This window comes from Plantactinospora sp. CA-294935 (genome assembly GCF_050936445.1).
In the GTDB taxonomy this organism is placed as follows: Bacteria; Actinomycetota; Actinomycetes; order Mycobacteriales; family Micromonosporaceae; genus Plantactinospora.
This window is the reverse complement of the sequence record NZ_JBNJMU010000001.1, coordinates 3,219,139-3,231,692: the sequence shown is the minus strand read 5'-3', so window position 1 is coordinate 3,231,692 and position 12,554 is coordinate 3,219,139. Positions and strand designations below refer to the sequence as shown.

At 71.9% G+C, this 12,554-nt stretch carries 10 protein-coding genes; 4 read left to right on the top strand and 6 right to left on the bottom strand.

Annotated elements, in window-relative coordinates:
- The first annotated feature begins 182 nt into the window (after positions 1-182).
- Both ACQEVC_RS14475 and ACQEVC_RS14470 read left to right on the top strand, forming a co-directional pair.
- Complete coding sequence (locus ACQEVC_RS14475; protein ID WP_432891387.1) at positions 183-1,277, top strand: LCP family protein; 1,095 nt, start codon at positions 183-185, stop codon at positions 1,275-1,277.
- 69 nt (positions 1,278-1,346) lie between these two features.
- Complete coding sequence (locus tag ACQEVC_RS14470; RefSeq protein ID WP_432877214.1) at positions 1,347-2,291, top strand: hypothetical protein; 945 nt, start codon at positions 1,347-1,349, stop codon at positions 2,289-2,291.
- 64 nt (positions 2,292-2,355) lie between these two features.
- On the opposite strand, the gene ACQEVC_RS14465 is transcribed toward ACQEVC_RS14470, so the two are convergent.
- Genes ACQEVC_RS14465 through guaB form a run of 3 tightly spaced genes read right to left on the bottom strand, consistent with a single transcriptional unit; the run spans position 2,356 to position 6,523 of the window.
- Positions 2,356-3,768 (bottom strand): M1 family metallopeptidase, encoded by a 1,413-nt coding sequence (locus ACQEVC_RS14465; protein ID WP_432877211.1) that lies wholly within the window; start codon positions 3,766-3,768, stop codon positions 2,356-2,358.
- A gap of 24 nt (positions 3,769-3,792) precedes the next feature.
- Entirely contained in the window at positions 3,793-4,911 is a 1,119-nt protein-coding gene (locus tag ACQEVC_RS14460) for a GuaB3 family IMP dehydrogenase-related protein (protein WP_346258233.1), read from the bottom strand.
- Positions 4,912-4,960: 49 nt separating this feature from the next.
- Complete coding sequence (guaB, locus tag ACQEVC_RS14455; RefSeq protein ID WP_432877207.1) at positions 4,961-6,523, bottom strand: IMP dehydrogenase; 1,563 nt, start codon at positions 6,521-6,523, stop codon at positions 4,961-4,963.
- A 277-nt stretch (positions 6,524-6,800) separates the two neighbouring features.
- Between guaB and ACQEVC_RS14450 the strand changes: the two genes are divergently transcribed.
- Positions 6,801-7,220: a DUF5319 domain-containing protein gene (locus ACQEVC_RS14450; protein WP_346258234.1), complete on the top strand. Its 420-nt coding sequence runs from the start codon at positions 6,801-6,803 to the stop codon at positions 7,218-7,220.
- A gap of 53 nt (positions 7,221-7,273) precedes the next feature.
- Here ACQEVC_RS14450 and ACQEVC_RS14445 read toward each other — a convergent pair whose 3' ends face one another.
- Positions 7,274-8,329 (bottom strand): LuxR C-terminal-related transcriptional regulator, encoded by a 1,056-nt coding sequence (locus ACQEVC_RS14445; RefSeq protein ID WP_432877203.1) that lies wholly within the window; start codon positions 8,327-8,329, stop codon positions 7,274-7,276.
- Positions 8,330-8,584: 255 nt separating this feature from the next.
- Between ACQEVC_RS14445 and ACQEVC_RS14440 the strand changes: the two genes are divergently transcribed.
- Entirely contained in the window at positions 8,585-8,965 is a 381-nt protein-coding gene (locus ACQEVC_RS14440) for a WhiB family transcriptional regulator (RefSeq protein ID WP_432877200.1), read from the top strand.
- 57 nt (positions 8,966-9,022) lie between these two features.
- On the opposite strand, the gene ACQEVC_RS14435 is transcribed toward ACQEVC_RS14440, so the two are convergent.
- Entirely contained in the window at positions 9,023-10,657 is a 1,635-nt protein-coding gene (locus ACQEVC_RS14435) for a molybdopterin-dependent oxidoreductase (RefSeq protein ID WP_432877197.1), read from the bottom strand.
- 245 nt (positions 10,658-10,902) lie between these two features.
- Positions 10,903-12,549, bottom strand: a complete 1,647-nt coding sequence (groL, locus tag ACQEVC_RS14430; protein ID WP_432877194.1) for a chaperonin GroEL — start codon at positions 12,547-12,549, stop codon at positions 10,903-10,905.
- Between the last annotated feature and the right edge of the window lie 5 nt (positions 12,550-12,554).

Here is a 12,554-nt window from a genome sequence, read left to right as displayed (position 1 = left end):
GCGCTTCCGGCGGTGCAACGTCGGCGGGCCGACGATGCGTCTGAAGTAACGGCCGGTCCTGGCAGACCGCACGGCCGAGGGGATGTGGACGCGTGGCAGATCACGGGGCAAATGCTGGCGGCGTATCCGGAAACGACGGTGGGCCGGCACCCGGCGACGGTGCCGGGCCGAAGCGGCGGCGGATCGTCTGGCTCGCCGCGATCGTCGCGGTGGCGGTGCTGCTGGCCGGTACGGCGTACGCGGCCAACCGCTTCTGGGGCAGCGGCTCCGAACCGGCTCCGGCGGCCGGGCCCAGCACCCCGGCGCCGACCACCGTGGCGCCGTCGCCCACCCCGAGTCCGACCCCGGAGCCCGGTGCCGACATCAGGGGACCGCTCAACCTGCTGCTGGTCGGCGTCGACACCCGAGTCAGCAAACCGGACTGGGAGCCGCACGCCGACGCGGTGCTGATCCTGCACGTCACGAAGGATCTCGACCGGGCATACCTGTTCGCGCTCCCCCGCGACCTGGTGGTCGACATCCCCCGCTTTCCCAAGGCGAACTTTCCCGGCGAACGCACCAAACTGACCCACGCGATGAGCTACGGCAGCCGGGTACCCGGCCGGAACAAGCGCCCGAGCACCGCGCAGGGCTTCCAACTGCTCTCGGCGACGGTGAGCGCCTACACCGGGATCAAGCGGTTCGACGCGGGCGCGGTACTCACCTTCGGCGGCTTCGACAACCTGGTCGACGCCCTCGGCGGGGTGCAGCTCTACGTCGACCAGCGGGTGGTCTCGCAGCACCGGGAACCGGACGGCACCCATCGCGCACTGCGTGGCGGCGGCTACGTCGGGCCGCAGATGGTCTACGAGAAGGGCCGCCGGACACTGACCGGCTGGCAGGCGCTGGACTACGCCCGGCAGCGCTACACGGCCGGTGGCGCGTACACCCGGCAGCGGCACCAGCAGCAGCTCATCAAGGCGATGCTGGCGAAGATCCTCAGCCAGGACCTGGCCCGGGACCCCGACCGGGTACGCCAGGTGGTCCGCTCGCTCGGCGACGCGCTGACCTTCGTCAGCGGCAGCGGCTCGGACATCGTCGACTTCGGGTACGCGCTGAGCCGGCTCCGCCCCGAGACGATGACCCTGGTGGCGCTGCCGGGCAGCGGGGTGGGCCGGGGCAGCGGCTACCGGGGTGAACAGCTCACCTCGGTGGGCCGGAAGTTCATCGCCGAACTGCGGGCCGGTCGGGCCGACGCCTATCTCACCGCCAACCCGAAACTGGTGGTGAAGAACTGACGCAATAGCCTGCACTCGACGATCTCCGAGGCGCCCGGCCCCAGATCGTCTGGACTCGGGGAGGACAACATGCGATTTGGTAAACGACTGACGGTCATCGTCGCGATGGTTCTCGGTTTTCTGGTCCTGTCTGGAAACGCAGCTCAAGCTGCCTACTACAACACGTACACCGACATCGCCAGCACGCCCAATACGAGCTGCTGCACCGGGGTACAGGGCTTCGCTGCCGGGGCCACCTACCTCTACTCGATCAAGAACCGCACCAATTACGACGACGTCTCCGTCATCTACCGTGTCCACAAGACCACCGGTGCGCGAGTGCTGATGACGAACGGCACGAACAACACGTCGACCAACCCCTGGCTCGGGCACGGGAACGACATGACGATCGTCGACATCGACGGGCAGCACCACATGTTCGTCGTCACCATGAACGCGAGTGGCGCGCAGCTCGTGAAGCTCCGCTACGAGGGCACCACCTACTACCACGCCGGGTCGTACCAGCTACGACTCGACGGAGCCGTGGCAACGCCGTCCGGGATCAATCGAGTCTCGGTCACCAGCACCACGATCACGTTCATGTTCAAGAGTGGACGGACGATCTACAACGGCAGTCTCCCACTGCGCGCCTCCTCCGGGACCATCAACCTGACGAAGGCGTTCAACCTGCAGGTCGACGGCGCCCTCGTCAACGGTGCCGTGGTGCCGGACCTGGGGACCTTCACCAACCAGGGGTTCTTCTACGACGCACCCAAGAGGGTTCTCTACTACCCGCTGACCAAGGAAAACCGCAGCATCGTGCTCGTCTACCGGAACGTGTCGCCGACGACGACCGGGACCGCGCCCGCGGCCACTGACCTCTCCTTCCGTATCACGTCCTCGAAATACTCGTCCCTGTTCGAGATAGAGGGTGTAGGAATCAGCGACGGCAAGCTGTACTTCAACACGAACCGGGCGAACTCGAGCGGTTCCTTCGACGGGGTCCACGTGTTCAACGGCTACGTCGCCGCCTAGCGCAGCGGCGGAGGGGACTCGCTGTGGCTCGGCGATCGAGCCACAGCGAGTCACTATCGGCCGCTCAGGGCATGGGCGGTGCCGTGGTGCCGGAGAGCCAGGCGTCGAAGAGCGGGCGCAACGGCCTCCCGGAGACCCGCTCGGCGTGCGCGACCAGGTCGGCGGTGCTGGCGTTGCCGTCCCGGCGCTCCGCCGTCCAGGTCGTCAGGATCCGGAAGAACGTATCGTCGCCGACCGTACGCCGCAGCGCGTGCACGGCCAGCGCCCCGCGCTTGTAGACCGCCCGGCTGAAGATTCCCGAGCGACCCGGGTCCAGTGCCGGCTCCGCCCAGTCGGTGGCGGCGTACTCCCGCTCGAACATGGTCTGCGCACTCGGCCCGCCGTCGTGCTCGGTCCAGAGCCACTCGGCGTAGCTGGCGAAGCCCTCGTTGAGCCAGAGGTCGCTCCAGCGCCGGATCGAGACGCTGTCCCCGAACCACTGGTGGGCCAACTCGTGCGCCACCACCTCCAGGTTCGGACCCTCGGTGAAGAACGCCGGGCCGTACACCGGGCGGGACTGGGTCTCCAGGGCGTACCCGATCCGGCTGTCGGCGAGCGCGATCCCGCCGTACGCCTCGAACGGGTACGGGCCGAACCGGGTGGCCAGGAAGTCGGCGATCTCACCGGTACGGGCCAGCGACCGCTCCGCCGGCCCGCCCGCCGGCAGGCTCGCCGCGATCGCGGTGACCAGTGGCTTGCCGGCATGCGTGCTGGTGCTGACCCGGTACTTCCCGATCACCAGCGTGACCAGGTAACTGGCCATCGGGGACCGCTCCGCCCAGCGCCAGGTGGTCCAGCCGGCGTCGGTGCGGCTGCCGCCCGGGGTCCCGTTGCTCAGCGCCGCCAGCCCCTCCGGCACGGTCGCCTCGATCTGGTACGTCGCCTTGTCCAGCGGGTGGTCGTTGACCGGGAACCAGGTGCTCGCCGACTCCGGCTGGCCGAGCGCGACCGCACCGTCCGAGGTGTGCAGCATCCCGCCACTGCCCAGGTCCGGGGTGGTGACCGGGGCCGGCTTGCCGGAGTAGCGCACCCGTACCCCGAACCGCCGGCCCTTGCCGAGGCCGGTGGCCGGGGTGACCACCAGTTCGTCCTCGGTCCGGGCGTGCGTGGCGTCGGCGCCGTCGACCTGTACCGACGAGACGGTCAGCCCGGCCAGGTCGAGGTTGAACCGGGACAGGTCCTGGGTGGCGGTCGCCTCGATGGTGGCGTCACCGGTCAGCTCGTCGGTCGCCGGGTCGTACCTGACCTGGAGGCGGTAGCTGGCGACGTCGTAGCCGCCGTTGCCGTAGGTCGGGAAGTACGGGTCGCCCACCCCGGGCGCCCCGGGCCGGAACCCCCCGGTCCGCTCGTCCCGGCCACCGGTGCAGCCGCCGGGCGAGAGCACCACCAGCAGTACCACCAGTACGCCGGCCAGCACCGGCCGCCCCGCCCTGATCATCACGCCTCCGGCTGACGGTGGCGACTACCGGTCGAGGACGAGCCCGACCTTCTGGAACTCCTTCAGGTCCCGGTAGCCGCACTTGGCCATTGCCCGGCGCAGCCCGCCGAACAGGTTGAGCTGGCCCTCCGGGTCGTCCGACGGCCCGTAGAGCAGCTTCTCCATCGAGCCGAGCGGCTCGTCGGCCACCCCGTAGGCGCCGCGCGGCAGCTTCGGGTGGCTGGCCGCCGGGTGCCACCAGGCGCCGCCGGCCGGCGCCTCGGCGCAGAGCGAGAGCGGCTCGCCGAGCATCACCGCGTCGGCGCCGCAGCCGAGCGCCTTGGCGATGTCGCCGGAGGTCTGGAGGTCGCCGTCGGCGATCAGGTGCACGTACCGGCCGCCGGTCTCGTCGAGGTAGTCCCGGCGGGCCGCCGCCGCGTCGGCGATCGCGGTGGCCATCGGCACCCGGATGCCGAGTACCGACTCGGTGGTCGACCACTCGTCGCCGCCGAGCCCGACGATCACCCCGGCCGCCCCGGTCCGCATCAGGTGCAGGGCGGTCTTGTAGTCGGTGCAGCCACCGGCGACGACCGGCAGGTCGAGGTCGGCGATGAACTCCTTGAGGTTCAACGGCTCGTCGGTGGTGGAGACGTGCTCGGCCGAGACGATGGTGCCCTGGATGACCAGGATGTCCACTCCGGCGTCCAGGATCACCGGGGCGAGTGCCAGGGTGTGCTGCGGGGAGACCCGGACGGCGACCGTACCGCCGCCCTCGCGCATCTGCCGGACCCGCTCGGCGATCAGCTCGGGGCGGATCGGCTCGGCGTACACCTCCTGGAGCCGGCGGGTGGCCGCCGAGCCCTCCTCCAGCCGGGACAGCTCCTCCAGGACCTTCGCCGGGTCCTCGTAGCGGGTCCACAGCCCCTCGACGTTGAGCACTCCGAGCCCGCCGAGCCGGCCCAGCGTGACCGCCGACTCCGGGCTCATGGTGGCGTCCGACGGGTGCCCGACGCAGGGGATCCCGAACTGGTACGCGTCGAGCTGCCAGGCGGTCGAGACGTCGTCCACGTCCCGGGTACGCCGGCTCGGCACGATCGCGATGTCGTCCAGGTGGTAGCCGCGCTGTGCGGTCTTGCCCAGCCCGATCTCGACCACGTCACGCATGGGTCACTCCAGAGTAGAAAGGGGGTGGTGGCGGGGGAGGCGGTGACCGTCAGCGGGTGTGGTAGTTCGGTGCCTCGACCGTCATCTGGATGTCGTGCGGGTGGCTCTCCTTCAACCCGGCGGCGGTGATCCGGATGAGCTGCCCCCGGCGGTGCAGCTCGGGGATGGTCTCGGCGCCGACGTAGCCCATCGCCAGCCGCAGTCCGCCGACGAGTTGGTGGGCGACCCGGGCCAGCGGGCCACGGTAGGGCACCTGGCCCTCGACGCCCTCCGGCACCAGCTTCTCCTCGCTGGCCACGTCGTCCTGGAAGTAGCGGTCCTTGGAGTACGACCGGGCCTGCCCACGCGACTGCATCGCGCCCAGCGACCCCATCCCCCGGTACGCCTTGAACTGCTTGCCGTTGATGAACATCAGCTCGCCCGGGCTCTCCTCGGAGCCGGCCAGCAGGCTGCCGAGCATCACCGTGTCGCCACCGGCCACCAGCGCCTTGGCGATGTCGCCGGAGTATTGGATGCCCCCGTCGGCGATCACCGGTACCCCGGCCGGGCGGGCGGCCCGGGCCGCTTCCATGATCGCGGTGATCTGCGGTACGCCGACCCCGGCGACGATCCGGGTGGTGCAGATGGCGCCCGGGCCGACCCCGACCTTGACGGCGTCGGCACCCGCCTCGACCAGCGCCCTGGCCCCCGCGTAGGTCGCCACGTTGCCGCCGATCACGTCGACGGCGGTGTCCTTCTTGAGCCGGCCGACCATGTCGAGCACGGCGCGCTGGTGCCCGTGCGCGGTGTCCACGATCAGCACGTCCACCCCGGCCTCGACCAGTGCCCGGGCCCGCTTGTAGGCGTCCTCGCCGACGCCCACCGCGGCGGCGACCCGCAGCCGGCCGGCGTCGTCCTTGGTGGCGAGCGGGTACTGCTCGCTCTTGGCGAAGTCCTTGACGGTGATCAGGCCGCGCAGCCGCCCATCCGGGTCGACGATCGGCAGCTTCTCGACCTTGTGCCGGCGCAGCAGGTCGAGCGCCTCCTCCTTGGTGACCCCGACCTGCGCGGTGACCAGCGGCATCGGGGTCATGATCTGGCGGACCGGGGTGCCCCCGTCGGTGACGAACCGCATGTCGCGGTTGGTCACGATGCCCAGCAGGGTGCCCTGGGCGTCGGTCACCGGTACGCCGGAGATCCGGTAGCGCCCGCAGAGCGCGTCGACGTCCCGCAGGGTGTCGTCCGGCCCGCAGGTGACCGGGTTGGTGACCATGCCGGCCTCGGAGCGCTTCACCAGGTCGACCTGGAGCGCCTGGTCCTCGATCGAGAGGTTGCGGTGCAGCACCCCGATGCCGCCCTGCCGGGCCATCGCGATCGCCATCCGGGCCTCGGTCACCGTGTCCATCGGGCTGGAGACCAGCGGGATGGCGAGCTCGACGTTGCGGCTGAGCCGGGTGATGGTGTTCACCCGGCTCGGGATGATCTCGGACTCGCCGGGTTGCAGCAGCACGTCGTCGAAGGTCAACCCGAGCGGCACCACCCGGGCCGAACCGGCCGGCAGTTCGGGCAGGTGCCCGGCGAGCTGGTCGGCGTCGGTGGCCAGCGGAAGGTCGTTGGTGGGTCGGTTCTCCACGATGTGTCCCCTGCTGCTGTGGTTGACGGGTGCTCTGGTTGACGGTCGATGACGATCACCGCCGACGCGGCTGCGATCCTCGCCGACGCGGGTCGGTCGGCGCTGAGCTGGTCGGACAGGCTGCCCGGCGGCAGGGCGGTGTCGGGGCTCGCCCCGGGTACGGCGCGATGGTTCATCGTACCCATCCGGCGGGGCGGGCGTCGCGGGCGCGGGTACGGCGGCGGTACAGGCCACAACGGGTGACCACGCCGGGCGGTGTTGGGACTACGGTGGAGGGGTGCACGAGGAGCCGATCGACCCGTTCAACGGTGACCCCGCCGATCCCTCCGCCGGCCTTGACGACCCGGGTGAGGAGACCGAACTCGACCCGCTCAGCGAGGTCGAGCGACAGGACGTGCTGGAGGACCTGGCCGACCTGGAGATCTACCAGGCGCTGCTGGGTCCGGTCGGGGTACGCGGCCTCGTGATCGAGTGTGAGGACTGCCGGGAACCGCACTACTTCGACTGGGACCTGCTCCGGGGCAACCTGCGGCACCTGCTCAACTCCGGCCGGCCCCGGGTGCACGAGCCGGCCTACGACCCCGACCCGGACCACTACGTCACCTGGGAATACGCCCGCGGCTACGCCGACGGGGTGCACGACACCCTGACCGAGACCGCCGACGAGAACGAGGGCGAGGCCGAGGCCCCCCGCTGAGCGGGGGACGATCCGGTCACCGAGGTCGTCGGGCCACCGCCCGCCGACGGGTGTCAGGCCACCAGGCCGGCCCGGAACCCGGCCGCCACGGCGTGCGCCCGGTCCCGGGCCCCCAGCTTGCGGAACAACCGCCGGGCGTGGGTCTTGACGGTGTCCTCGGAGACGAAGAGTTCCCGGCCGATCTCCGCGTTGCTCTTCCCGTCCGCCATCCCGACCAGCACCTGCATCTCGCGCTCGGTCAGCACCGGCCGGCGGACCGGAGCCGAGCGTCCGGCTCCGCCCGGGGCGTCGGCACCGCGCGGCTCCTGGCCCGGCCCGACCCCGCCGGGCCCGTCCGGGCCGGCCTTCTCCGACGGGTACGCCGGATGCCCCGGCGCGGCACCGGCCGGCGTGGCCGGGTCGGTCGGCGCGTTCGGGTCGTCCCCACGCTGCGCCGGTACCACCGCCGGCCCGGTCGGCTGTTCTCCGGTCGTCTCGCCGGCGCCGGCGTGCGATTCCGGGTCGTCCCGCCGGCGTACCGCCGACTCGTCCCCCGGCGGACGACCGGCGCCCGGTGCGTCCCCGCCCGGACCCTCCCGGCCGGGTCCGGTCGGCGCGCGCACCACGCTGCCGAGCCGCTGGCCCGCCGCCGGCTGGCCACCCGCGTCGCCGGGGCCACCTGTCCGGCCGGCACCGACCGGGCCACCCGCCTGACCGCCGCCGGCCAGCGCGCCGCCGGCCAGCGCGGCACCGCCCCGACCGGGCCGGCCGCCGAGCAGCAGGATCGCCTTTGCCACCACGCTCACCAGGTCGTGGTCGCTGCCCTGGATCAGCCCACGGGCGCCGGCCGCGATGGTCGCCGCGGCGACACCCGGGTCCTCGGCGCCGAGCAGCAGGATCGCCGCCCCGGGCGACCGGGCCAGTACCCGCCGGGTGAAGCCGACGCTGTCCGGACGGGTGAGCGCGGTGTCCGCGAGCACCACGTCCGCCGGCCGCTCGGCGAGCCGGAGCATGGCCTCGGGGTCGGACACCGCGGTACGGACCGCGGCGGCCAACCCGAGCCGGGCTGCCGCCGCCGCGACGTTCTGGGCCGCGAGCGGGGTCCGGACGCAGACAAGAACGGTGCGCACGATGCTCTCCTCTCCGCAACGAGGAGACCACGCCGGTGAGTGATCATGATGAGTTTCCCCGGATGAACCACAAACTTTTTGGACGATTCGTCCCGCGGATCTGGTTCGGGGCCAGAAGTTCGCGATCAAGTACGTGTGAGCCGTCCCCGCCCGGGGTACCGGGACCCGTGGTCGGATCGGTGCGCCTGCGCGGCCCGCCGCCCGGATCCCGACCCGGAGCAGGTCGTCGCGGTGCCGCGCGGAAGGAGGGTGCTGATGTCGAACGTACGCAGGCTGCCTGGACCCATCGTCGATCTGTGGGAGTGGCAGCGGCTTGGCGCCTGCCGGGGCCGGGACAGCGCCCAGTTCTTCCACCCGGAAGGCGAGCGGGGCTCGTCCCGCAACCGCCGGGAGGCCAACGCCAAGGCGGTCTGCATGGCCTGCCCGGTCCGTGCCGAGTGCGCCGCCCACGCGCTCGCCGTACGCGAGCCGTACGGGGTGTGGGGTGGCTTCAGCGAGTCCGAACGGCTGCGGCTGCTCGCCGTCGGCTGGGAGGATCTCGCCGACCGTCGGCAGAACCGGGTCGACGTCACCCGGCTGGAGGCCCGGCTCGGCCGGCCCTTCCGGTCGACGGTGCCGGCCCAGCGGTCGGCCTGACCCCCCGCACGACCGGCCCGGTCAGGGTCCGGTCCGGTGATCGGCGCACCGGGGTACTCAGGTCACGGTGACCCTGACGGTGTGCCAGCCGGTGGCGCCGTCCGGCTCGACCGGTCGCGACTGGCCGGTCTGCGTCGCCCCGTCGGCGTCGGTCGCGCGCACCTGGAGGACGTGCTCACCAGGGGTGGCGAGCCATCGCCAGGACCACTGCGTCCAGGTGTCGGTCGAGACCGATCCGGCCAGGGTCGCCGGCTGCCAGTCGCCGTCGTCGACCCGTACCTCCACCTGCCGGATCCCGACGTGCTGCGCCCAGGCCACCCCGGCGACGGTGACCGGACCGGCCGGCACCGTCCGGCCCGCCCGTGGGGTGTCGATCCGCGACTGGGTCTTGATCGGTCCCCGCGCCGACCAGCCCCGGGGCACCCAGTACGCGTCGAAGTCGGCGAAACTGGTCAGCTCCAGCTCCACCAGCCACTTGCAGGCCGAGACGTAGCCGTACAGGCCGGGTACCACCACCCGGACCGGGAAGCCGTGCTCGATCGGCAGCGGTTCGCCGTTCATCCCGACGGCCAGCATCGCGTCCCGGCCGTCGGTGAGCACCTCGGTCGGGCTGCCGCAGGTCCAGCCGTCGGTGGAGCGGGCCACCACCTGGTCCGCCCCGGGCAGCGGCCCCGCCTCGGCGAGCAGCGGCCCGAGCGGTACGCCGAGCCAGCGGGCGTTGCCGATCAGGTCGCCGCCGACCTCGTTGGAGACGCAGGCGAGGGTGATGTGCCGTTCGATCATCGGCCGGGCGAGCAGGTCGGCATAGCTCAGCGTGATCGGATTGCGCACCCGGCCGTGAATCCGCAACTGCCATCCCTCCGGGTCCACCCGTGGCACCACCAGTGCGGTGTCGATCCGGTAGAAGTCCCGGTTCGGCGTGACGTACGAGGACAGCCCCGGCACCGCCAGCTCGGCGTTCGGCGGCACCGGCGCCGCCGGGCTGGCCGGGAGCGGCAGCTCGATCGCCGCGCGGGCGGCCGAGACACCTCGCCGGGTCGACAGCCAGCGCCCGCCGAAGCCGCCGACCGCCGCCGCGCCGACCGCCACCCCGACCCCGGTCAGGAACCGCCGCCGGGCGTACGCGTCCGGGTACGCGGCAGCGGAGGGCGGCACGCCGGCCGGCACCGGCCCGGTCGCCTCGATCGGCGTGGCCAGGGCTCGGCCGAGCGGGCCGGCGACGAAGAGCCGGAGCACGCCGGCCGCGAGTACGGCGCCGACCAGCGAGGGCAGCACCGCGACCGGACCGGCCCCGGGGCGGGTCAGCGCCGCCAGTACGCCGACCGCGCCGAAGAGGGCGATCCCGGCGTACCCGAGGGGCAGCGAGCGGACCGCGACCAGCCCGACCAGTGCGGCGAACCCGGCCAGCAGTACGGCGGTGCCGACCAGGAGTGCGATCTTGTCGTACACGTAGAAGACGTCGACGGCGAACCGCTTGAGCGGTGCGGGCGCCAGGTCCACCACCACGCCGCCGACCGCGACCAGCGGCGCGGAGCGCGCCCCGGTGAGCACCGCCACCGCCTCGGCCACCCCGACCGCGACGGCCGCGGCGGCCAACCCGGCCAGCGCACCGAACCGGCGCGGCAGGCCGCCGTGCCGGCCCGGGACGGTCGGTGCCGGTCCGTTACCGCCCAGATCCGGGATCACCCTCATCCGACCAGTGTTGCCGGCCGGGACCCGAGCGGGAAAGGCACGTCAGGGGTTCGTAATCCCGGTGCCGGCGAGCCCGCTGTGCAGGGTGACCGCCGCCGTCTCGGCGTCCCGGCGCGCCTCTGGCGCAGAAACGAAGATCCGCGTGAGCGGGGCGCCGGACGTGGAGACTCCCACGCCGGACCGCTCACGCGGATCTCGGTGTCGCGACCGGGGGTACGGATCAACGCGATCCGGGCCCGGACCGGTCAGAAGCCCGGACCGTGCTGGTGGCCGTGCCCGTGACCGTGGCCGTGCCCACCGGCGGCGGCCGGCTCGGCCTTCTCCGGCTTCTCCACGACCAGGCTCTCGGTGGTCAGCAGCAGCCCGGCGATCGACGCCGCGTTGGTGACCGCGTTGCGGGTCACCTTCACCGGGTCGATGATGCCGGCCTTGGCCAGGTCCTTGTACTCGCCGGTGGCGGCGTCGAGGCCGTTGCCCCAGCCCTGCTCGGCGACCTTCTGCACCACCACGTAGCCGTCGTGGCCGGCGTTCTGGGCGATCCACCGCAGCGGCTCGACCAGCGCCTTGCGGACGATCGAGACGCCCACCTTCTCGTCACCGGTAAGGCCCAGGTCGCCGTCGAGCGCCGAGACGATCTGCACCAGCGCGGCACCGCCGCCCGGTACGGTGCCCTCCTCGACCGCGGCCTTGGTCGCGGCGATGGCGTCCTCGATGCGGTGCTTGCGCTCCTTCATCTCGACCTCGGTCGCCGCACCGGCCTTGATCACCGCGATGCCGCCGGAGAGCTTCGCCAGCCGCTCCTGGAGCTTCTCGCGGTCCCAGTCGGAGTCGGACGCCTCGATCTCCTTGCGGATCTGGGTGATCCGCTCGGTGACGTCGTTGTCCCGGCCCCGGCCGTCGATCACGGTGGTGTTGTCCTTGTCGACCACGACCCGGCGGGCGGTGCCGAGCACCTCCAGGCCGACCGAGTCGAGCTTGTAGCCCAGCTCGGGGGCGACCACCTCGCCACCGGTCAGGATCGCCATGTCCTGGAGCATCGCCTTGCGCCGGTCGCCGAAGCCGGGCGCCTTCACCGCGCAGACCTTGACGGTCTTGCGGATCGCGTTGACCACCAGGGTGGAGAGCGCCTGCCCCTCCACGTCCTCGGCGATGATCAGCAGCGGCTTCGCGGTCTGGAGGACCTTCTCCAGCAGCGGCAGCAGCTCCTCGATCGAGGAGATCTTCTGGGTGGTGATCAGGATGTACGGCTCGTCGAGCACCGCCTCCTGCGCCTCGGTGTCGGTGACGAAGTTCGGCGAGATGAAGCCCTTGTCGAACTGGAGGCCCTCGGTGACCTCCAGCTCGGTGGCCAGGGTCGAGCCCTCCTCGACGGTGATCACACCGTCCCGGCCGACCTTCTCCATCGCCTCGGCGATCAGGTCGCCGATGGTGGCGTCCTGGGCCGAGATGGTCGCCACGTGCGCGATCGACTCCCGGCTGCCCACCTCGACGGCCTTCTCCAGCAGCGCCGAGGAGATCTTCTCGGCCGCCAGGTCGATACCGCGCTTCAGCCCGGCCGGGCCGGCACCGGCCGCGACGTTGCGCAGGCCCTCCCGGACCATCGCCTGGGCCAGCACGGTGGCGGTGGTGGTCCCGTCGCCGGCGACGTCGTTGGTCTTGGTCGCCACCTCCTTGACCAGCTGCGCGCCGAGGTTCTCGTACGGGTTGGTGAGCTCGATCTCCTTGGCGATGGTCACGCCGTCGTTGGTGATCGTCGGAGCACCGAACTTCTTGTCCAGGACGACGTTGCGCCCACGCGGGCCGAGAGTGACCTTGACCGTGTCCGCGAGCGTGTTGACACCGTGCTCCAGCAGGTGCCGGGCGTCATCCGAGAAGCTCAGAATCTTCGCCATTGTGT